This is a genomic window from Terriglobus sp. ADX1, assembly GCF_036877645.1.
Taxonomy (GTDB): domain Bacteria; phylum Acidobacteriota; class Terriglobia; order Terriglobales; family Acidobacteriaceae; genus Terriglobus.
In genome coordinates, this window is the sequence record NZ_JAEDXV010000009.1 from 21,682 (window position 1) to 42,208 (window position 20,527).

Sequence of the window (20,527 nt, forward strand, 5' to 3'; positions counted from 1 at the left end):
TAGGAAAGCATCCTACGGCAGAGTTAGACGTCGACATGTTGAGAATCGTTCGGAATCAGTGTTTTGTGTGGCTGGCCATCGCCAGCTTTCTCACCAGCAGTACGGCACGGGGGCAGGAGTCTCTTACCCCGTCCTCTATCTCCGCCATCCTTCAGCAGGCGGTCCAATTTCAATTAGATGACTTTCATCATCGCGGATGGGGATTGCAATACCGCGTTCATCGCACTGATCCCAAAGAAGACAGCATTCGCGAAGTCATTGAAACAGAGGACGGTAATATATCCCGCACCCTTACTTTTAAAGGGCGTCCATTAACGGCAGAAGAAGAAAGCGGCGAATTGGCTCGTCTTCGTGCCCTTACACCAGAAGAGGTTCGTAAGCGCCGCCAAAAGTCCGAGAGCAGCGATAAGTACGGCATTGAGCTAATGAAAACGCTGCCAAAGGCCATGATTTTTACGGCTGTAGCTGGACAGCCACAGCTTCCGAATCATGCGCGAACGCAAGTCGTTCTGGATTTCGCACCCAATCCGGAATTTCATCCCGGGTCCACAACGCAGTCATTGCTGATGGGCATCGCTGGACGCATCTGGATCGACGCAGAAACACATCATCTAACACGCATCGAAATTCGCATCATTCAAAACCTGAATCTCATGTTCGGCATCCTTGCTCGTGTCTACCAGGGCGGAACCCTGTCTTATGAACAGAAGCCGGTTAGCCTTACGCATGACGCGTACACGGAAATCAAGATGGACGTAAAGCTCCGTGAGCTGATGGTGCATGTCGCTCCGTACCAACAGACACTGTCCGTGACAGACATACGGTTTCTTCCGACGGCACCGTCTGTGCACGATGCCGTCAATACGCTGTTGGCTGTTCCACCGATTAAGCCGTAATGCGCTTCTGCCGAGCAGTAAGCCCTTCCACACGATCTGTTCGCACTTCATAGCCACGGCCCGCAGCTTGAGGAACAACAATCTCTCCCTTGCCGCTGACGGTAACTTCCGGTTCGATGATGTCTTCCGTCCAGTAACGAGCAGAGGCGGAGACATCACCCGGCAGTGAGAAATTGGGCAGGCTGCTCAACGCAATATTCTGAGCACGACCAATGCCGCTTTCCAACATGCCACCGCACCAAACCGGAACGCCATGCTTCTGCGCTACATCATGCACGGCAATTGCTTCCGTAAATCCGCCCACACGGCCGACCTTGATATTGATGATCCGTCCGCTACCAAGTTCCAGTGCGGCCTGCGCATCCCGCGCATTGCGAATACATTCATCCAGGCAGATTGCAGTCTGAATGCGCTTTTGTAACTGCGCATGGAAATAAAAGTCGTCATACCAGAGCGGCTGCTCAATCATCAGCAATTTGTATTGATCCCATGATGCAATGTGATCCGCATCGCTCAACTTATAAGCAGAATTGGCATCGCAGCTCAGCAGAATGTCTGGCCAGCGCTCACGCACAGCAGCAAACATTTCCGAGTCATATCCTGGCTGACACTTCAACTTGATGCGTTGATATCCCGCAGCCACTTCCTTCGCAACACGATCCAACTGCTTCGGGATATCCATCTCCATGCCAATGGAAACACCGCAAGCAATCTTTTCTCGCGTGCCACCTAGCAGCTTTGCCAGCGAAATCCCCTGAACCTGCGCTTCCAGATCCCAAACAGCATTCTCAAGCGCAGCCTTCGCCATACGGTGCCCACGCACCTGCAAAAGCAAAGAAGGAACATCACGTCCCGCAGCAATATCCTTACCCACAAGCCGTGGCGCCAGTTCATGCTCCGTGATGAACCATGCCGTGTCGATCATTTCGTCTGAGAAGAATGGGTGCTCACCCGCAACGCATTCGCCCCACGCAGTAAGACCTTCACTCTGCAATTCGATCAGAAGAATGCGACGATCCGTCGTCAGGCCAAAGCTGGTACGGAACGGATGCACGAGCGGCATCTTGATTTCGCGCAGAACAATCGCATCAATCTTCATCATCTTCTCCTAATACTTTGAAAATTCAGCAGGCGCGAACCCGAGCAAAAAAGAACCTGTGCCATCTTCCGCGCGGTCATATCCAATCACTGAAAGCCCGTCGGCAAAATGCCGCTGCAATGCTTCCCGCACGCGCGCTTGTGTCTCTGCGGCATGCTTATCGCCATCCGCCTTCCATGCATAGATCTGTGCAGGCACAGGTACGGTAGCCTCCACTTTTTCCTGCATCGGTTCACGCGCCATCACACGCTTCGCATGATCGGAATCGATCCACCACTCCGCATACAAACGATCCGTCGGCAACCCACCTTGCAACGGCGATGACGATGCTCCATAGAAATCCGGAATATATCTGCGACTAATCGCACCCAAACGAGACAAGTTAAAAAAACTGTTCTTTATTTCCAGCGGATCATAAGTCCACTCGATAAGTTTGATGCCCTGTTCCAACGCGATCTCGCGCTGCCGCAGCTTCATGGCGCGTCCCAGACCGCTGTTCCGATATTCCGGTAGCACTGCCAGCATCTGCGAATGGATATATCCCGTACCGTTGCGCTGTGCGGGCAGACCCAGGTTGAAACCGACCAGGGTACCGCCATCCCAGGCCCCCAGCACGTGTCCCCCCAACTTATTGGCAAGAAAAAAGACCCGACGCGGCAATAACTCACCTGCGGAATACTGCCACGTCTTCTGCTGTAAATGTACGCAAGCATCAAACTCTTGCAGCGTATGTAACTGCTCTACGCGAAGCTCACTCACAAACTCTTCTCCTTGAGCTTTGCCTTGTTCCAAAGCGCATCCTTTTCATCCAGTGGCAGCGCGGCAAATCCATCACCTGCCATCTGTTCCATCGCACGAAATCTCCGGCGAAACTTGGTATTGGCTTTTTTCAGTGCCTGTTCTGGATCGACATGCAAATGCCGAGAAAGATTAGTCAGCACAAAATACAAATCGCCAACTTCTTCTTCAAGTAACTCAGCATTTGGCGAGGCAGTCATCTCTTCCCTGACCTCAGTGATTTCTTCCTGCACCTTATCCAGTAGACCGCTCGCATCCGGCCAATCAAAACCAACCTTCGCGGCCTTCGAGCCAAGTTTGCGGGCTTCAACCAGAGCAGGTACAAAGCGCGGAACTTCGCCCAGCAAGCCTTCATCCTTTGCAGGTTTACCTTCGCGTTCCTTCTGCTTCACCGCGTCCCAGGTCTCAATCACGTCGCCTGCTGTCTCGGCAATGACGTCGCCAAAGATATGCGGATGCCGCCGGACCAGCTTCGCGCTCAATCCACGCACCACATCGTCAATGTTGAAATGCCCCTCGTCTTCAGCCATCTGCGCGTAGAACAACACCTGTAACAGCAGGTCGCCAAGCTCGTCGAGTAACTCACCCCAGGCACGCCGATCAATCGCGTCAAAAACCTCGTAGGTCTCTTCCAACGTGTGCGGCTTGATGGAATCGAAGGTCTGTTCGCGGTCCCACGGACATCCGCCTGGACCGCGCAACCGCGCCATGATCGCTGCGGCTTCACGGAATGCATCTCCAGCTTTCGCTGACGTGCTTTCACTCATATCTTCATCGTATCAACGCATTGCGCTATGCTTGGCGCATGCAGGAACCAGTCGAAAACGAAAAGCGGAACCGCGGATGGCTGTGGCTTCTGCTGCTACCCGTCGTCGCGCTCATCTTTCCCAGTCTCTACAATCGCGAAACGCCAACGCTCTTCGGCTTCCCCTTTTTCTACTGGTACCAATTGCTGTGGGTGTTCATCGCAACGGCCATCCTCGGCCTCGTCTACAAGCTGGTGAAGGACTAACTTCCATCCCGCCTAGTTCTCAGATGGCCTCTCGATATGGTCAACGACCAGAATCTCAACGTGCCCCTTCGTTGGAACCAGTTTTAAGCCAAGCTCTTTTACAACCTCAGAAGCGGACAAACCAGAAGTATTGCTGGATGGCCCTTGGCCAGGCGAATCCATCGAGGGCATTTTCAGGGAAATATCGTACTTGCCGGTAAGTCCTGTCGCATCCTGCACGGGGCGCCCCATGATGTTGGATAACACTCCTGCAACAGCGCTAAGAGGCACTCCATAAAAGTGCATAACGCCCCGACTATCGCTGGGGATAAACTCACCGCCCCCGGCAATGGGCCCTCCAATAGGGTGCTTGGATCCCGGAACAGATTCCGTAAATTGGGGCCCTTCTTTCGACAGAGTTAAAGAATAGACCGCCATTTCTCTCGACTCGCGGTGGACAGCAAGCTTGCAGCGGTCCGCCAACATAGCGCGGAGCATGGAGTGGAGCATATCTGCCTGCATCGCAGGGTTTCGCCATCTTTGCAGGTCGCTCTCCCCGATCCGAGCGTCAATCACATACAAGTCGTCCATGGCCCAATTAGGAACCCCCTGGACTTGCTTCAAGGTATAGAAAGACGCGTTTCCTGCAGGTGGGGTGTAAGCATGCAGAATCGCGGCAAATAAAGACTCATCATTCAACCGCCATCCGTCTGCCCTGACTTCCATGTCCGGCTGGTCCTCTCTTCGTTGCGAGTTTGGACTCACGGGCCGAATCGAGACCACATCAAAAGAAGGCGTCGGTGAGGACTCTTGAGCAGAACCGACGTTAATGCCGAATACTATCGGGAATGAAGCGAGGAGAACGCAAAGACGGACAGAGTTCACGATTAGTCCACCCCTCTCGGAATGCAATCGCATGTCCGGAATTTCACAGAAAGCCTACATCTTCGGGCTGTTGGTTTCGTTGCATCAACTCACCTGCGCATCCTTTAGCGCCGCAGCTACCTTCGCTGTAGTAATCAACTGCCCCACATGCCGCTGCGTATGCTCGGCAATGTGAATCAGTAGCCCCGCCAGCGTCGTAGGCAAGCCAGCCCGCCCCACTCCACGCGGCTCGTCTAGCTGATTCTGTGAGAACTGCATCGCAAACGGGCGCACCTTCGCAATCGCTTCCACCACCTGCCGACGAAGTTCGTCCCCACTGGTCCCGGCAACATGTTCGGACTTCAGCGCCAGCATCTGCTCCTCCGACAACCCACGGCCATCCGCATAGGTCAGCAAGCGGTCGATACTCCGCGCAATATGCCGCATCTGAAATCCGACAGAAGGCAGCCCAAGTGGTTCCAACTCCAGCGTCTCGTCGTCCAGATCGCGTGTCCACCGCAGCACATCCTCTTCTGCGAGTTCCAAAGCGTGCAAAACGCCCCTTCGCACCGGCTCAATGTCCGTTAAAGTTCCTCGCAGCCACGGTTCCACCATTTGCACCATTCCCCTTGTTAAACTTAAAGGCGACAAGCCATGTTTGAGAATCTTCAGGAAAAACTGCAGCGCGCCTTTAAGAACCTCCGCGGTCAGGGCACCATCACGGAAGAGAACATCTCCGAAGCCCTGCGCGAAATCCGCCTCGCACTGCTCGAATCCGACGTCAATTTGAACGTCGTCAAAGCCACCATCGACCACATCCGCGAAAAGGCTGTTGGTACGCAGGTGGCCACCGCGCTTTCGCCCACCGAGCAGGTCATCAAGATCGTCAACGACGAATTGATCGAGATCCTCGGTAAGGACACCGCGCGCTTCAAGTTCTCCTCGCAGCCGCCCACCGTCATTTTGATGGCAGGTCTGCAGGGTTCCGGTAAGACAACATCGACCGGCAAGCTGGCCACGTGGCTTAAGAAGGGCGGCCACCGTCCCATGCTGGTCTCGGTCGACGTCTACCGTCCCGCCGCACGCGAGCAGCTCGCCATCGTCGCCAAGGCTGTTGGCGCGCAGATCTACACCGGTAAGGTCGCCGACGAAGAAGCTGGCACCCCGCTCGTCCTGCGCCTCGCCAAGGAAGCCCTGCGCGAAGCCCGCAACTTCGGCAATGACATCCTCCTCGTCGATACGGCTGGCCGTCTCGGCATCGACGAAGCGCTGATGGACGAAATGAAGCAGCTCAAGGCTGCCCTCAATCCCAGCGAAATCCTCTTCGTTGCCGACGCCATGACCGGTCAGGACGCCGTCAACTCTGCTGACGCCTTCCACAAGCAGCTCGGCATCACCGGCGTCATCCTAAGCAAAATGGATGGCGACGCACGCGGCGGTGCGGCGCTTTCCATCCGCAACGTTACCGGCGCACCGGTCAAATTCCTCGGCACCGGCGAAAAGCCGGATCAGTTTGAAGCCTTCCACCCGGACCGCATCGTCTCGCGCATCATGGGCATGGGCGACATCGCCACGCTGCTCGAACGCGCAGAAGAAAAGCTCGATCGTGGCAAGGCGGAAGACTTTGCAAAGAAGGCTCTCAGCGGCGACGGCTTCACACTGGAAGACTTCCGCGACCAGCTTCGCCAGATCAAGAAGCTCGGTAGCATGCAGTCCATCCTGAAGATGATGCCAAGCGTAGGCCCCTTCCAGGGTCTGCAGCAGGCTGCGGAGCATGTGGACGATTCGCAGCTCGCGCGCACCGAAGCCATCATCAACTCGATGACGAAGACAGAGCGCATCGACCACGAGATCATCAATGGCTCGCGCCGTCGTCGCATCGCAGAAGGCAGCGGTACATCGGTTCAGGAAGTGAATCAATTGCTCAAGCAGTACGGTCAAATGCGCAAGATGTTCAAAGGCCTCGGCAGTGGTGGCGGCAAGATGCAGCGCCGCCTCATGAGCCAGATGGGACAAATGGGACGCATGGGCGGCGGTTTCGGTCGCTAAGCACGCAGCAAATCAATTACGTAAAAGCCCCTGTCGACAGGGGCTTTTTCAGTCTGGCTCACAGACTCAATCAGTCGCCATTTTCAGCAACTGTATCTTCGTTCAACATAGAAGAATGCCATCGACCGAAAGCACGCTCAGCAGTATTCAAGACCTCATTGCAGACGAACAAAGCTTCCTGCTGCGTATCGTTCAGCCCGGTCTTGTTGGTCTGATGGATGGCTCTGTCTCCACGCTCGCGCCCATCTTCGCGACAGCCTTCGCAACGCATAATTCCCACACCGCATTTCTAATCGGTGCTGCAGCGGCTGTAGGCGCTGGCATCTCCATGGCGTTCTCTGAGGCGTTATCTGACGACGGCAAACTCACAGGCCGCGGCAGCCCCATCCTGCGAGGCATAGTGACCGGCGTCATGACCTTCATTGGTGGCTTCCTGCACACGTTGCCCTTTCTTATCGGTAGCGTGCATCGCGCCCTCATCCTCGCGTATTTTGTTGTGGGCGTCGAACTGCTGGTCATCTCCTGGATCCGCTATCGGTTCATGAAAACCAGCTTTGCCATCAGTTGCATTCAGGTCATCGTGGGTGGCGGATTGGTGTTTCTTTCCGGCATCCTCATCGGTCAATCCTGATCTAACGAAAGATTTCCCCTGACGAGTCACCACAGGCCGCCTTATACTTCGGCGCATGAGACTTCGCGCCCTTGTACTCTCCGCCTCCCTGCTCTTCAGCGCCACTGCCGCTATCCATGCGCAGGACTGGGCGGTGAAGCGCCTCGATGCCTCCCCGCGTCACCACGAATACGTCAAGCTCCAGGCCAACGGCAAGCCGCTTGATGCCTTCGTCGTATACCCCGAAGTGAAAACGAAGGCCACCGCCATCGTCCTCATCCCGGAAATCTTTGGCCTCAGCGGTTGGGCCAAGAGCATGGCCGATGATCTTGCCGCAGCAGGCTACATCGTCATCGCGCCGGACGTCCTCACCGGCATGGGCCCCAATGGCGGTGGCACAGACAGCTTCCCCTCGCAGGATCAGGTCACGAAAGCCGTCAGCGGACTCGATAACGCAGTCGTCATGGCCGACCTCGACGCCGCAGCTGACTACGTCACGAAACTTCCCGCGGCCAATGGCAAGCTGGCCTCTGTTGGTTTCTGCTGGGGTGGCGGAAAGAGCTTCGCCTTCGCCACACACCGCAAGGACCTGAACGCTGCCTTCGTCTTCTACGGTCCGCCACCCGCCACTGCTGACATGGCTGCCATCAACGCTCCTGTCTACGGCTTCTACGGTGGCAACGATGCACGCATCGACGCCACCATTCCCGCAACCATTGAAGCGATGAAAGCTGCGGGCAAGAAGTATGAGCCGGTAACTTATGACGGCGCAGGCCACGGCTTCATGCGCGCCGGTGTCGATCCCAACAACACTGTGGAAGGTAACAAGACAGCGCGCGAGCAGGGCTTCGCACGACTTACCGCAGAACTGGCGAAGCTGAACACTGCACCAGCAAAGAAGCGCTCTTCACTGCGTACTCCTGCCCCGGCAAAGCGTGTCGCAACAGCCAAGGCAACCACGACACAATGCCACGACATGGATATGGCTGGAATGTAAGTCGCAAGAAAACGCATGCACCGCACGCCAAAGGGGACGAACCAATATCGTCCCCTTTGCTACAGAGATATGTGTACAATGTCCACATTAAGGAGACGACCTGTTCATGGGCATCACAACCACGCACAAGATCACACCATTCCTCTGGTTCAACGGCAACGCGGAAGAAGCTGTCGATTTTTACATCTCCGTCTTCCCCGACGCAGAGAAAACAGGTGGTCTCCCGGGCCCTGGTGGTAAGCCTCTCACCATTTCCTTCCGGCTGGAAGACCTCCATTTCACGGCACTCAACAGCGACACCGAATTTCGTTTCACGAAAGCCATCTCCTTCGTGGTCATGTGTAAAGACCAGGAAGAGATCGACTATTACTGGAACAAATTAACCGCCAATGGCGGACAGGAAGTTGCCTGTGGATGGCTGGAAGACAAGTTCGGTCTGGCGTGGCAGATCGTCCCTGAAAACATCTTCGATCTGGTGAAGACACCCAAAGGGATGCAGGCCATGATGGGCATGAAGAAATTCATCATCGCTGACCTGGAAGCTGCAGCAAAAGGATAACTACGCTCCGAAGAAGCCGCGTTCTTTCGCCTCGGCAAGACGCGGCTCCATATACTCCCACAGCGCCGGGCATCCTTCTTCAATCTGGCCGCGAATACGCTTCACCACACGGTCATAGCTGATGCCGTTTTCCTTCCAGCTCTGACCGTCATTATTCAGGTTCAGCAACGCAGGCATAGCGCGGTCAATTGCATTGGCAAACCGTGCCTCTGCCGTCTGTCCCGTTTCAAACTCCTGCCACAACGCTTCCAGCTCCGCAGCCTTATCTGCGGGAAGAAAGCCAAAGATGCGCCGAACCGCAGTCAATTCATCGCGCTTGCGTTCTACCCATCCGCCTTCCACAAACGCCATCGTGTCACCGGTATCGATCTCGCCGATGTCATGCACCAGCAGCATGCGGATCACGTGATTCATGTTCACCGGTTCGGCGGCGTATGTCTCCAGCGAGTACGCAAACAGACAAAGCTGCCAGCTATGTTCCGCGGAGTTTTCATACCGCTCCAACGTCAGCGGCTTTACCTTCCGCGTTACCGTCTTCAGCTTTTCAACTTCCAGAATGAACTCAATTGCCTGATGCATATCTCCAGCTTAGTTGAAGCAAAACACCGAAACATCAGACAATAACGATATGGCCGCTTTGCAGGATAAGCTCGACGAAATTACCCAGAACACGCGCAAGCTGGTGCAGGCTGACCGCCTTGCCATCAGCGAGCAGGCCATTGCCGAACTCTTCAGCACCGGCATTGAAGATCGCATCCTCCCCGTAGGAGCCCAGGCACCATCGTTTTCGCTACTGGACGCCGTGTCGAACAAGACGGTTCGCTCCAGCGATCTTCTCGCCCTCGGCCCGCTCGTCATCAACTTCTTCCGTGGCCGCTGGGACCCTTATTGCGTTACAGAACTCGAAGTCTGGCGTGACCTCTACCCGCAACTGCGCGAACGCGGTGCCCTGCTTGTCGGCATCTCACCGCAGACACTGCGCCAAAGCGACTTCACCGTGCAGCAGCACAGCATCCCTTACCCGCTGCTTCAGGATGCGAACAGCGTACTCGCAGAGCAATTCGGAATTGCCTACGTCGTGTCGATGACATTGCAACGATACTACCGCTCCATTCTGGTGAACATCCCGTTCATCAACAGCGGCAAAAACATCATGGCCGGACCGGATGACAGTGTATGGAAGCTGCCGCTACCTGCCACTTTCGTCATCGGCCAGGACGGCACCATTCGTTTCGCTCAAGCCCACGCAGACTTCCGCGTTCGCCCCGAACCAGAAGAGGTTCTCGCAGCACTCTAAGGTGCGCCGTCATTCTGAGCGGAACGAAGAATCCCAACCGCCTTCAGCAAAAGAAAAGGCCGGAAGCTTTCTCACGAAAACTTCCGGCTTTTTGCATGTTGTAAGCGAATTACGAGAGTGCTTCCGTGATCGCCAGCCCAAGCTGATTCAATCCCTTCGACACATCCGCGCCCAGGTGCACGCGCAGAGCGCGACGTCCGCGCTGCTGCAGCACAGCCAGATCGCCTGCGGCCTGTGCATCAATCACCACGCCAAACGTGTACTTCGCATTCGGAATCGCCACGTCCACCGCGTGATCCGCAGTGATTTGCAGGAACACACCGGTGTTCGGTCCGCCCTTGTAGTCCTGACCGGTCGAGTGCAGGAAGCGAGGTCCAAAGCCGAGGCACGTTGCCACTGTCTTGTCGTCACGTACCTTCATGCGGAAGCTTTGGATCAGGTCCTCGTGCTCTTGCGTCATCTGGATGTAAGCCAGCGTTGCAAAGTAATCGTGCTGCTTGATCTGCGCCAGATGCGCCTTCAGATAATCCGTCAGCGTCTTGCCAGAAGCTGTGGTTGAAAGCGTCAGACCATAGCTCTCATCTGCAAACAGCTTGACGCCGTCCACATCCAGAATCGGCTCATGTTCAGCCAGCTTGCCCGTCGCTGCATACTCGTCGGTCAGCTTGCGTGTTTCGATCTTCGCGGCTTCCACGTCCGGCTGGTTGAAGGTGTTAATGCCCATCACCGAACCTGCAACCGAAACCGCAATCTCCCACAGGTAGAAGATCGCCGGCAGCTCGTACACATCATCGATCGTGAAGCGAACAACAGGGTGACCAGCAGCAGCCAGTGCATCCACCTTGGCGTCAAGAGCGGTGTTGTCTGCCGTGCTCAAGCGAATGTACGCAAACACGCGATCGTTGCCATAAACACTCGGCGCGCCAATCGTCTCGCGATCCACCGGCGTAATGCCCTTGCCCAGCTTGCCAGTCGATTCTGCAATCAACTGCTCCAGCCACGCACCCAGATCAAAAATCTCCGGCGACGTGAAGAACGTCAGCTTGTCCCGGCCTGCGTTGTGCGCATCGCCCAGGACGATGCCCAGCAGGACGCCTGGGTTCTTGGTGATCTCAGCAGTGTGCGCCGCATCCACGCCGCGCTTGGCCTGCTGCAGGAACTTCGGCACATCCAGGCCAGCCACGGCGGCAGGCACAATGCCAAAGTTCGACAGCGCCGAGAAACGGCCGCCGATGGTCTTATCGCCATAGAAAATGTGACGGAAGCCGTCAGCCTTTGCCACCTGCTCCATCTTGCTGCCCGGATCGGTGATGGCGATGAAGTGCTTGCCTGCCTCAGCAGCGCCAACTTCCTTCTGCATTTCGCTGAAGAAGTAATCCTTCAGGATGTTCGGTTCCAGCGTCGAACCCGACTTCGAAGCCACAATGCAAACCGTCTTCTTCAGGTTCACAGCATCACGAGCGGCCTTCACCTGTGCGGGATCGGTCGAATCAACAATGTGCAGCTTCGGAAAGCCAGCCTGATGGCCATAGGTCAGCGACAAAACCTCCGGGCACAGCGACGATCCGCCCATGCCCAGCAGAAGCGCGTGCTCAAAACCAGCGGTCTTAACGTCGTCACGCAGCGCGGCAAACGATTGCAGATCGCCCAGCTGGCGCTCCACAATATCCAGCCAGCCCAGCCAGATCGACTCATCGTCAGAGCCCTGTCCGCTGGTCCACAGCGAAGCGTCCTTGGCAAAAAGACGGCCCAGTTTGTTGCCGCTCTGCCAATCGGCAGCGGTAGAAGCAACGGTGCTTTGCAGCGCGGAAGGAAGCGAAACCTGAAGTTCGAGCGAGCTCATAGTGTTTCCATTCTAGAGCGTGTTCCGTGTCTCGAACGTGTCGATGTTTTCGGCCAGCGGACATGCAGGAATTGCAGCGAATCGAGACACGGCGTTACACTGGAAGTGCGTTTATCGTTCGTCTGCGCGTTATTCGAACGGGATCCGTAACGAGGTGCCTAGTGTCTGACTCTGCTGTTCTTGATTCGCCTGCCGTCCTCCCCAGCACACCTGCCGTTCCCGCGCCACCTGAAAAGGTCTCTCCCGCGAAGGCTCTTGAGATCTACCAGGGCGATGCCAACTTCATGACATCGTTGGCACGCGGTCTCACAGTGCTGGAGACATTCACGCAGCAAATGCCGCAGATGACCATCTCTCAGCTTGCGAACAAGACCGGCCTCAGCCGTGCCGCAGTTCGCCGCTGCCTCTACACGCTCAACAAACTCGGTTACGTAGGTTCTGAAGATGGCCAGCGTTATTCGCTGCGCCCCAAGATGCTGTCGCTCAGCCACACCTACACCGTCAGCAACACCCTCTCTTCCGCGGCGCAGCCCATCCTTGAACGCATGAGCGAAAAGCTGAACGAGAGCTTCTCCGTCGCCACACTCGACGGCGACGAAATCGTTTACATCGCTCGCACGCAGGTGCAGCGCCTTATGAGTGTCGACCTCCACATCGGCAGCCGTCTGCCTGCTTATTGCACCAGCATGGGCCGCGTTCTCATCGCATCGCAGCCACCTGATGAAGTCGAGCGCTATCTGTCCCGCGTTGTCCTGAAGCCGTTCACGCCTCGTACGGTCAACACGGTCGAGAAACTCCGCATGCTTCTGCGGAACGTCCGCCGCAATGGTTACGCTGTTTGCGACCAGGAATACGAAGTCGGCCTCCGCTCCATGGCCGTCCCGGTGTACGCTCCCAGCGGCAAGGTAATCGCCACCATCAACCTCAGCGGCCATGCCCCGCGCATGCCCATGATGGAGATGCAGGCCAAGTTCTTGCCCTATTTGCGCGCCGCCGCGAACGAATTAAGCGTTTTTCTCCGTTAATTAGCTCGTTTCGGCACAAATTACCCAACCCCAGGAAGATTCCTCCGCTCCCGGGGTGTAATCCAATTTGCGCCACACCCGTCTCCCTAGAACAGCAGCCTGAATCCAACTCTGTTGGATCGCAGGGGCTGTATCCGGTGGAGGCGTTTTTGACACCTGAACTCTGTGTCGTCGTACCGACCTTTAACGAACGGGAGAACGTTCCTCTCCTGATCCGGGAGCTGTCTGTGTCTCTCGAAGGTTGGAATTGGGAGGTCGTGTTCGTTGACGACGACTCGGTCGACGGCACTGCGGACGTTGTCTCCGCCCACGCAAAAACAAACCCTCGTGTTCGCCTTATTCATCGCATCGGTCGCCGAGGACTCTCCTCTGCCTGCATGGAAGGCATGTTGTCCTCGCAAGCGCCGTTGCTGGCTGTGATGGACGCCGATCTCCAGCACGACTCCAGCATCCTTCCTCGCATGGTCCAATGCCTGCAACAGGGATCGCACGACGTGGTCGTGGGCACTCGCAACTCGGATGGCGGCAGCATGGGCGAGTTCTGCAAAACACGCGTGCTTCTCAGCCGCGCCGGGCAACGCCTTAGCCAGACCATCTGCCGCTGCAAACTCACTGACCCCATGAGCGGCTTCTTCCTGATCCGTCGCAGCTTCCTCATGGAAGTCGTGCGCGATGTCCGCGGCGAAGGCTTCAAAATCCTGGTGGACATGCTCAGTTCAGCCCGTCGCCCCGTCAGTCTCACTGAAGTCGGCTACACCTTCCGTGCCCGTACCCACGGCGAAAGCAAGCTGGACGCTGCTGTAGCTATCGAATATCTCTTCCTGGTACTGAACAAGATGCTGGGCGACGTTATTCCCGTGCATCTCACGTTGTTCATGCTGGTAGGCTGCATCGGACTCGTCCTGCACCTGCTGACGCTGCTCTACTTGGTGGATGTACAACATGTGCACTTCCTGACAGCACAGATCATCGCCACCTTCCTGGCAATGACAGAAAACTTCGTCCTGAACAATCGAATCACCTTCCGCGACAGACGCCTCAAAGGCAAACACCTTCTGCCGGGAATCCTGCGATTCGCAGTTACCTGTTCCTTCGGCGCATGGGCAAACTTCATCTTTACCCGCGCTCTCTGGCAATCGGGAGTGGAATGGCTGGTAGCCGGCTTCGCAGGGATCATGATCGCGTCTGTCTGGAATCTGTCGGTGAGTAGCTTCGTAACATGGCCCGTTCGTCGCCATTCTTCCGACACGCGGCCAGCCTATGATCCTGCCTTGGCGGGCAATATTGAGGTCACGCATTGAGTCTTTTCGCACGACGGTTCTGGAGTCTCTGGAAACGAATCCCCCTCGGCGTACGCATCCTGTGGCTTGCGGCTGCCCTTGCTTTGCCGATCTGGGCATCGCTCGACGACACTGCCTGGGACATGCAGGTGTACAACCACGCTCTCATCAGCCTTGATCGTGGCCATGATCCATATCAGGACGCAACAGACATCCAGAAACAGCACCACCAGCAACTCGCAGCAAACGGACAGCTATCCAACGACGAGACGCCCCCCTACAGCTACGTCTACGCCCCCATCACACTGCCACTGCTTAAGGCCGTAGGAGATCTGCCGCGAACGTTGCTCATTACCCTCTACTGGTTGGTTTATTTCGCCGGCGCGCTTGGCGCCATTGCTGTATGCGCCACCTTCGCGCAGACAGCAGAGATACCCGGCGTACTCTATCTCGCGGGCATTGCCCTCTTCTTCCCAGGTCTGCTCGCCAATGGCGTCATCCTCAGCGGCAATATCGCCTACATCCTGTACGGAGCCATCTTCGCTACAGCGCTGTTCGGTTGGCGACGCAATCAGTGGATCCCCTTTTACGCGGTGATTCTTTTCGCCACCTGCGTAAAAGCCCCAATGTTGTCGCTGGTCCTGATAGCACCACTCTCCAGCAAGAAAAACTGGCTTCCCACCTTTGGCGTCATCACGGCAGGAATCGGCCTATACGCTTTGCAGCCAGTGTTTATGCCTGCACTCTTCCGCCATTACCTTGAAGCGGTAGAGCTTCAGTTCAGCTTCAACCACGACTTCGGTTGCAGCCCCGCAGGCCTCTTCAGCAGCTTCCTCTATAAACGAGGCATCCCTTACGCTCCCGGTTGCTACTTCTTTTTCGCCGCTTATGCGCTACCCATCTTCGGCGCACTCCTCTACGGTGCACGTCTGTACGACCGCGGTCGCATCACGCTTCAGCAGTGGGGTCCGGTGCTTCTCGTCGGCGTGCTCTTGTTGAATCCACGCATTATGGAATACGACGCCGCAGCCATCACACTCCCTCTGGCGCTTATCGGATGGCGCGTCGCACGTAGTACTAGCCGACCTGGCCTCATCTACAGCCTGAAAGTCCTGGCCTTCCTAGTCCTGAACGCCTTGGCTATCTATAGCTGGCTCATCCGAAAGGCCATCGATGGCCCGCTGATCCTGCTGACCTTCGCAGCCGGTTACTGGCTCATGGTCAAAGAAGCAAAGCCAGTGCCCGAGGTTCAGCCCCTTGAGGCCCATCCCCGCGCACTGGCTTCTGCCTGATACTCGCTGATAGCTACCGCGAAACGCCTTCCAGCGGCGAACTTGCCGAAGCATACAGCCGCCTTGGCATACGACCAGCCAAATAAGCCTGGCGCCCGGCCAGCACTGCATTGCCCATCGCCTCAGCCATCAATACCGGCTCACGAGCCTCAGCAATCGCTGTGTTCATCAGCACCGCGTCAAAGCCCATCTCCATGGCGACGGCCGCATCGCTAGCGGTACCCACACCTGCGTCAACAATCAGCGGAACCTCCGTGATCATCTCGCGCAGGATGCGCAGATTGGCCGTGTTCTGCAAACCCAGCCCCGATCCGATGGGTGCTCCCAACGGCATCACAGCGGCCGCACCGACATCAATCAAACGCTTCGCAAACACAATGTCATCAGAGGTATACGGAAGAACCGTAAAGCCCTCCTTCACCAGAACCTCAGTCGCTAACAGCGTTCCTGCAACGTCTGGATACAGGGTCTTCTTGTCACCAATAACCTCAATCTTCACCCAGTCCGAGATGCCAACCTCGCGCCCCAGCCGAGCCGCACGAATCGCTTCCTCGCCGGTGTAGCAACCCGCCGTATTCGGCAGCAGGAAGTACCGTTGCGGATCGATAAAATCCAGCAGCGACTCCTTCGACCGGTCAAGATTCACACGGCGCACCGCCACCGTGACCATCTCCGCGCCCGACGCCTCAATGGCATCCCGCGTCTCCGGTCCATCCTTGTACTTTCCTGTTCCAACAATCAGTCGCGACTGAAATGCCTTGCCTGCAATGACGAGAGGTTCCATGCCTTCCATTCTATGAGCGGTTCACACGCTTATGCAGTGTTCTGCGTCACCAGAAACGGTTAAAAGGCGTCTTTCAGGTTCAACTACGCTCCGCCAGCCACTCCGCATTCTTGGCCAGTTGATCGGCAGGTACGTCCTGCAGCAGATTCACCAGCAAATCCGACATCCGTACACTCGCCAGCTTCTCCCGCCACGCCCGGTCCGCATCCCACATCACCCTCGCAATGCCGCAAGGCTTCGTGTCGCAATACCCCGGCTCGCGGCAGGGATTATTCCCACGAATCTCCGTGCACACAAACGTGGAAGCCTTGCCTTCCACCGCCTCCACCACATCCAGAAACGTAATCTTTTCCGGCGCACGCTTCAGGCGATAGCCGCCATGGGGACCAAGCGTTCCTTCCACCAGCCCCGCCAGCGACAACGCCTGAAGCGCCTTAGCTAGATACTCCTTTGGAACCCCGTGGAACTCCGCCAGCACTTTCGCAGGCAGAAATTTGCCCTCCGGCAAGCCCGCCAGGATTGCACAACAGTGCAAGGCCCATTCCACGTGATTCCGAAGTTGCATTAACTCAGTCCTGCTGCCGTCAGGCCGTATGCCTCATCCTGCGATCCCGGCACCGCCTGAAACGCAACAGAAACGCGGTTCCAGCCGTTGATCACCATCAAAACAAAGGTCAGATCCGTCAATTCCTTCTCCGAAAGTTCCTTGCGAACGGCGTCGAATACAGCGTCGCTCACACCATGATCGCTCAGCTTCGTCACAGCCTCGGTCCACTCCAGAGCCGCGCGCTCCTTCGGTGTAAACAGGTTGCTCTCGCGCCAGATGCTCACATGGTAAAGCCTCAATTCGCGCTCCCCGGCAATCTTGGCTTGCTTCACATGCATGTCCAGGCAGAACGCGCAGCCATTCAACTGCGACGCACGAATCTCCACCAACGACTTCAGTTTCTCGTCAATGCTGCTCTTCTTCAGAGCCATGCTCATTTCCAGATATTTGCGAAACAACTCAGGTGACTGGTGTGCGTAGTCAATGCGAAGGGACATGGTCAAGCCTCACTTTGTATATGCGGATATTTTATATCCGTAATTAAGATGCAGGCTCTGAACTCGTGATGCAAGAAGAAACACAAAAAAGAAATGACCCGTGCCGGAATAGGCAGCGGGCCATTTCTTTTATTGCGGTGAACTGTTGAGATTGACCTGAGGCGTCCACTCGTTCGGAGGGCCTCGGCGGAGTCAGCCGTGCAAATCCCCATATTGGCGGATGTTATGCATTGTTCGGCGAGATTGCCAGGTCTGGAGCGGAACGCTCTAGGCCTCAGTCACCTCACGTGTTGAACCACATAAACTACTTCCACATTTCATAGGCTGGATCATCCTCCTTTCCCGTGTAAGCGTGAGACTACGCCTGCCGAAAACCGTTAGCAAGGGCGGATGAACGCCGGAATCCGCCAGCCCAAGGCATCCCCGCCACGTTGTGCCACGTCTCAGAAACCCGTTGCTGAATTCAGAAAAGTTGAGGGTGTCCATGAAGGGTCTCACCATTGTTGGAGTTGTATTGGTTCTCGCCGGCATTATTACGTTGGTCACGGGCGGATTTTCTTTCAAGGAAAAGAAGCAGGACGCTAAGCTTGGCCCCATCCAGGTCAGCCACACGGAAGAGCATTCCTTCCCCATCGGCCCTGTCGTCTCTGGCGTTCTTATCGTTGCGGGACTAGGCCTGGCAGTAGCAGGCGCACGCAGCAAGTAATCGCACCACAGGCAAACAGAACCCCGGCCGCACATGCAGCCGGGGTTCTTCTTTTGTCAGCCAGGGCTTCACCTTCAGCCATGTTTGAAGTATTGGATCGCCCGCTCGTGCTTCTCGGCGGCCGCACGCGAAGAAAACGTACCCAGATTCCTGCGTTTGCCCGTCTTTTCATCCACCTTGCGGGAGTAAATACGAAATTCACCGGATTTGAGTTTGCGAATCATGCAGCATCAGACGCATCTCGTCCTTACCAGCGAAGCCTTGCATGGGAACGCCGTATCGCGCCCATATTCGAACGGCTCAACAACACCCACACCTATACTGAAATCCGTGGCGTCTCATTGGCTCATTCCCGCGCTTGCAGGCATCATCGGCCTCGCGCTTGGTAGTTTTCTCAACGTCTGCATCGTCCGCCTGCCTGCAGATGAATCCGTCATCTCGCCGCGATCGCGCTGCCCGCACTGCCATGCGCAGCTTCGCTGGTACGACAACATCCCGCTATTCAGCTATCTGCTTCTCCGTGGCCGCTGCCGCGATTGCCACGAGCGCATCTCCTGGCGCTACCCCGCAGTAGAACTAGCCGTAGCACTCTGGTTCGTCGTCAGTTTCTGGCCCTTCACGCAACCGCTGCCGGGCGACTTCGATCCCATCATGCAGCTCACCCTCCGCTGCTTCGCCACCGCCTGCATCGGCTGGTTTCTCATCGGCCTCGCCGTCACCGACTGGCGTGAACACATCCTGCCCAGCGACCTTACCTACGGCGGCATCTTCGTTGGACTCGCCATCACCTGTATGCAGGCGTTCTTCCTCGACTCGCAGCAGGACGACGTCGTCCTCAAACATAAAATCAACATCAACAGCGCCAACGCAGGCCGCAGCACCGGCAACGTGTTCCTCACCGGGCCGGAGTTCCACATCTTCAGCCACATCTTCGCAGCGGCAGCCGCATTCCTCCTGCTCTACGCGATCCGCGCCGTCTACAAAGCTCTACGCAAGCGCGACGGCATGGGCCTCGGCGACGCCAAGCTCCTCGCCATGATCGCCGCCTTCCTCGGCTTCGCACCAACAGCGATCGCATTGGCACTGGGCATCTTCCTGGCCACGCTCTACGCGGTCCTCCTGCTCATTCGAGGCAAAGCCAACGCCGCCACCCGACTTCCCTTTGGCAGTTTCCTGGCAGTTGCGGGCATGTTCGCGGCCCTATACGGCCAGCGAATCGCCGATTCCTACTTGGCGCTCTTTCGCTAGAAACAAGCAATGTAAAAAATATTTGACACACCCGCCCGATCGGCCTATGGTTTTCGCATGTCAAATATGTTTGACATGCGGAGGTGAAATCATGGCGAATCTCTCCTACGAGGAGCGTTCTCTTTACGGCGTCCTAGTCGTCAACCTGGCGGTTTATCTTCCCTACCTATTCCTTAGCCGCTATAGCAACTCGCTTACACGGATTGCAGGCGCAATGGTGCTCCTGATGGCGCTTCAGATTTTGAGTCAGGCCGTCATCGCCGTGGCCACGCGTAACAGACTTCAGGACGAGCGCGACAAGCAGATCCGCCTCTACGGATACCGCGCCGGATACATTGCCTTCACCGGACTCGTGGGAACGGGGCTGTCGCTCCTATGGTTATGGGCGGCCTACGGTCATCTGGATCCGATGCGTCTTGCGATTCAGTTCCTGAGTGTGCTCTTCGGCACGATCGTACTAGCGGATATCGCGCGCGTGGTGACGCAGCTTATCGCGCACCGGAGACCCGTCTAATGGGCGGCATCCGCAACCGCATCCGTGAACTGCGTGGCGACCACAGCATGACGCAGCAGGAGCTGGCCGATCAGATCGGTGTCACGCGCCAGACAGTGATCGCCATTGAGCTTGATAAGTATTCGCCCTCACTGGAGGTCGCCTTCCGCATCGCAACCATCTTTGCCGTGCCGCTGGAACAGGTCTTTCAGTACCAGCCAGCGTCATCCAACAAGAAAGGCAGCTAAACCGAGCGGAGCCGTATCGGCCAACCGATCCGGACCAGCGTCTCATCCGGATCCGAGAGCGAAAACTCGTACATACCCCACGGCTTCTCTTCCGGACGCTTGCCCTTCTCCAGAATCTCCGCGCTAAACACGGCGGCCAGTTCATCGACCTTTTCCGTGTACAGGTAGAGCCCAAACGGATTCTTCCCAGGAATCAACCAGCCCGGCACAGACGGCTGCAGATGGATTTCGCCGCCCAGCCCATCGGAGAGCATCAGATACTCTTCATCGCCAGAGGCATTCGTAAAACCCAATCGCGCATAAAACGCGCGGCTCCGCGCCACATCCGTGCTCGGAAGAATCGCTGTCAAAGTGTGCCTGCGCTCCGTCATAACCCGAGTATGTTCCCCTCCCATTTGCTTCGC

General features: G+C 56.6%; 25 protein-coding genes. 14 read left to right on the forward strand and 11 right to left on the reverse strand.

Going from position 1 to position 20,527, the window contains the following annotated elements; genetic code table 11:
- Nucleotides 1-35 precede the first annotated feature (35 nt).
- Nucleotides 36-896, forward strand: a complete 861-nt coding sequence (locus JAO32_RS07745; protein ID WP_334239154.1) for a hypothetical protein — start codon at nucleotides 36-38, stop codon at nucleotides 894-896.
- On the opposite strand, the gene menC is transcribed toward JAO32_RS07745, so the two are convergent.
- From menC to mazG, 3 genes are read right to left on the reverse strand one after another with little or no spacing between them, the layout of a single operon-like run.
- A complete protein-coding gene (gene menC, locus JAO32_RS07750; RefSeq protein ID WP_334239364.1) occupies nucleotides 886-1,995 on the reverse strand; it encodes an o-succinylbenzoate synthase in 1,110 nt (369 codons plus the stop codon). The genes JAO32_RS07745 and menC overlap by 11 nt on opposite strands.
- Nucleotides 1,996-2,004: 9 nt before the next feature.
- Entirely contained in the window at nucleotides 2,005-2,754 is a 750-nt protein-coding gene (locus JAO32_RS07755; RefSeq protein ID WP_334239156.1) for a GNAT family N-acetyltransferase, read from the reverse strand.
- Complete coding sequence (mazG, locus tag JAO32_RS07760; RefSeq protein ID WP_334239159.1) at nucleotides 2,751-3,560, reverse strand: nucleoside triphosphate pyrophosphohydrolase; 810 nt, start codon at nucleotides 3,558-3,560, stop codon at nucleotides 2,751-2,753. The genes JAO32_RS07755 and mazG overlap by 4 nt, the downstream gene beginning before the upstream one ends.
- A 38-nt stretch (nucleotides 3,561-3,598) precedes the next feature.
- Here mazG and JAO32_RS07765 point away from each other — a divergent pair, with 38 nt between their 5' ends.
- Nucleotides 3,599-3,805, forward strand: coding sequence for a DUF3311 domain-containing protein (locus JAO32_RS07765; RefSeq protein ID WP_334239161.1), 207 nt, complete (start codon nucleotides 3,599-3,601; stop codon nucleotides 3,803-3,805).
- A gap of 12 nt (nucleotides 3,806-3,817) precedes the next feature.
- Here JAO32_RS07765 and JAO32_RS07770 read toward each other — a convergent pair whose 3' ends face one another.
- Together JAO32_RS07770 and JAO32_RS07775 are read right to left on the reverse strand one after the other, a co-directional pair.
- On the reverse strand, nucleotides 3,818-4,702 hold the full coding sequence (locus tag JAO32_RS07770; RefSeq protein ID WP_334239163.1) for a TIGR03435 family protein: 885 nt from the start codon (nucleotides 4,700-4,702) through the stop codon (nucleotides 3,818-3,820).
- A 51-nt stretch (nucleotides 4,703-4,753) separates the two neighbouring features.
- Entirely contained in the window at nucleotides 4,754-5,203 is a 450-nt protein-coding gene (locus tag JAO32_RS07775) for a DinB family protein (RefSeq protein ID WP_334239166.1), read from the reverse strand.
- Nucleotides 5,204-5,302: 99 nt separating this feature from the next.
- On the opposite strand from JAO32_RS07775, the gene ffh reads away from it, so the two are divergent.
- The 4 genes from ffh (at nucleotide 5,303) to JAO32_RS07795 (ending at nucleotide 8,863) form a co-directional block, all read left to right on the forward strand.
- Entirely contained in the window at nucleotides 5,303-6,697 is a 1,395-nt protein-coding gene (gene ffh, locus JAO32_RS07780; RefSeq protein WP_334239168.1) for a signal recognition particle protein, read from the forward strand.
- A gap of 115 nt (nucleotides 6,698-6,812) precedes the next feature.
- Entirely contained in the window at nucleotides 6,813-7,328 is a 516-nt protein-coding gene (locus JAO32_RS07785; RefSeq protein WP_334239170.1) for a VIT1/CCC1 transporter family protein, read from the forward strand.
- A gap of 55 nt (nucleotides 7,329-7,383) precedes the next feature.
- A complete protein-coding gene (locus JAO32_RS07790; RefSeq protein WP_334239172.1) occupies nucleotides 7,384-8,304 on the forward strand; it encodes a dienelactone hydrolase family protein in 921 nt (306 codons plus the stop codon).
- A 106-nt stretch (nucleotides 8,305-8,410) separates the two neighbouring features.
- On the forward strand, nucleotides 8,411-8,863 hold the full coding sequence (locus JAO32_RS07795) for a VOC family protein (protein WP_334239174.1): 453 nt from the start codon (nucleotides 8,411-8,413) through the stop codon (nucleotides 8,861-8,863).
- On the opposite strand, the gene JAO32_RS07800 is transcribed toward JAO32_RS07795, so the two are convergent.
- Nucleotides 8,864-9,442: an HD domain-containing protein gene (locus JAO32_RS07800; RefSeq protein ID WP_334239176.1), complete on the reverse strand. Its 579-nt coding sequence runs from the start codon at nucleotides 9,440-9,442 to the stop codon at nucleotides 8,864-8,866. It lies immediately after the preceding gene.
- 49 nt (nucleotides 9,443-9,491) lie between these two features.
- Between JAO32_RS07800 and JAO32_RS07805 the strand changes: the two genes are divergently transcribed.
- Nucleotides 9,492-10,160: a peroxiredoxin family protein gene (locus JAO32_RS07805; protein ID WP_334239177.1), complete on the forward strand. Its 669-nt coding sequence runs from the start codon at nucleotides 9,492-9,494 to the stop codon at nucleotides 10,158-10,160.
- Nucleotides 10,161-10,269: 109 nt separating this feature from the next.
- Here JAO32_RS07805 and JAO32_RS07810 read toward each other — a convergent pair whose 3' ends face one another.
- Nucleotides 10,270-12,003 carry a bifunctional transaldolase/phosoglucose isomerase gene (locus JAO32_RS07810; RefSeq protein WP_334239179.1) on the reverse strand — a complete coding sequence of 578 codons (1,734 nt, stop codon included), beginning with the start codon at nucleotides 12,001-12,003 and terminating at the stop codon, nucleotides 10,270-10,272.
- Nucleotides 12,004-12,164: 161 nt separating this feature from the next.
- On the opposite strand from JAO32_RS07810, the gene JAO32_RS07815 reads away from it, so the two are divergent.
- From JAO32_RS07815 to JAO32_RS07825, 3 genes are all read left to right on the forward strand, one after another.
- The gene (locus tag JAO32_RS07815) at nucleotides 12,165-13,028 is read left to right on the forward strand and encodes an IclR family transcriptional regulator domain-containing protein (protein WP_334239181.1); all 864 of its coding nucleotides are present in this window, start codon (nucleotides 12,165-12,167) and stop codon (nucleotides 13,026-13,028) included.
- 137 nt (nucleotides 13,029-13,165) lie between these two features.
- Nucleotides 13,166-14,329 carry a glycosyltransferase family 2 protein gene (locus JAO32_RS07820; RefSeq protein WP_334239183.1) on the forward strand — a complete coding sequence of 388 codons (1,164 nt, stop codon included), beginning with the start codon at nucleotides 13,166-13,168 and terminating at the stop codon, nucleotides 14,327-14,329.
- Nucleotides 14,326-15,600 carry a hypothetical protein gene (locus JAO32_RS07825; protein WP_334239185.1) on the forward strand — a complete coding sequence of 425 codons (1,275 nt, stop codon included), beginning with the start codon at nucleotides 14,326-14,328 and terminating at the stop codon, nucleotides 15,598-15,600. The genes JAO32_RS07820 and JAO32_RS07825 overlap by 4 nt, the downstream gene beginning before the upstream one ends.
- 13 nt (nucleotides 15,601-15,613) lie before the next feature.
- Here the strand turns inward: JAO32_RS07825 and JAO32_RS07830 are convergent, their stop codons facing one another.
- From JAO32_RS07830 to JAO32_RS07840, 3 genes are all read right to left on the reverse strand, one after another.
- Nucleotides 15,614-16,384 carry a thiazole synthase gene (locus JAO32_RS07830; RefSeq protein WP_334239187.1) on the reverse strand — a complete coding sequence of 257 codons (771 nt, stop codon included), beginning with the start codon at nucleotides 16,382-16,384 and terminating at the stop codon, nucleotides 15,614-15,616.
- Nucleotides 16,385-16,463: 79 nt separating this feature from the next.
- The gene (locus JAO32_RS07835) at nucleotides 16,464-16,949 is read right to left on the reverse strand and encodes an RrF2 family transcriptional regulator (protein WP_334239189.1); all 486 of its coding nucleotides are present in this window, start codon (nucleotides 16,947-16,949) and stop codon (nucleotides 16,464-16,466) included.
- Nucleotides 16,949-17,428, reverse strand: coding sequence for a carboxymuconolactone decarboxylase family protein (locus JAO32_RS07840; RefSeq protein ID WP_334239191.1), 480 nt, complete (start codon nucleotides 17,426-17,428; stop codon nucleotides 16,949-16,951). The genes JAO32_RS07835 and JAO32_RS07840 overlap by 1 nt, the downstream gene beginning before the upstream one ends.
- A gap of 484 nt (nucleotides 17,429-17,912) precedes the next feature.
- Between JAO32_RS07840 and JAO32_RS07845 the strand changes: the two genes are divergently transcribed.
- The 4 genes from JAO32_RS07845 (at nucleotide 17,913) to JAO32_RS07860 (ending at nucleotide 20,123) form a co-directional block, all read left to right on the forward strand.
- Nucleotides 17,913-18,134, forward strand: a complete 222-nt coding sequence (locus JAO32_RS07845; RefSeq protein ID WP_334239193.1) for a DUF3185 domain-containing protein — start codon at nucleotides 17,913-17,915, stop codon at nucleotides 18,132-18,134.
- 222 nt (nucleotides 18,135-18,356) lie between these two features.
- Complete coding sequence (locus JAO32_RS07850; RefSeq protein ID WP_334239195.1) at nucleotides 18,357-19,382, forward strand: prepilin peptidase; 1,026 nt, start codon at nucleotides 18,357-18,359, stop codon at nucleotides 19,380-19,382.
- A gap of 91 nt (nucleotides 19,383-19,473) precedes the next feature.
- Nucleotides 19,474-19,896 carry a hypothetical protein gene (locus JAO32_RS07855; RefSeq protein ID WP_334239197.1) on the forward strand — a complete coding sequence of 141 codons (423 nt, stop codon included), beginning with the start codon at nucleotides 19,474-19,476 and terminating at the stop codon, nucleotides 19,894-19,896.
- Nucleotides 19,896-20,123, forward strand: coding sequence for a helix-turn-helix transcriptional regulator (locus JAO32_RS07860; RefSeq protein WP_334239199.1), 228 nt, complete (start codon nucleotides 19,896-19,898; stop codon nucleotides 20,121-20,123). Before JAO32_RS07855 ends, JAO32_RS07860 begins: the two co-directional genes overlap by 1 nt.
- Here JAO32_RS07860 and JAO32_RS07865 read toward each other — a convergent pair.
- Nucleotides 20,120-20,473: a glyoxalase gene (locus tag JAO32_RS07865; RefSeq protein WP_334239200.1), complete on the reverse strand. Its 354-nt coding sequence runs from the start codon at nucleotides 20,471-20,473 to the stop codon at nucleotides 20,120-20,122. The genes JAO32_RS07860 and JAO32_RS07865 overlap by 4 nt on opposite strands.
- Nucleotides 20,474-20,527 lie beyond the last annotated feature (54 nt).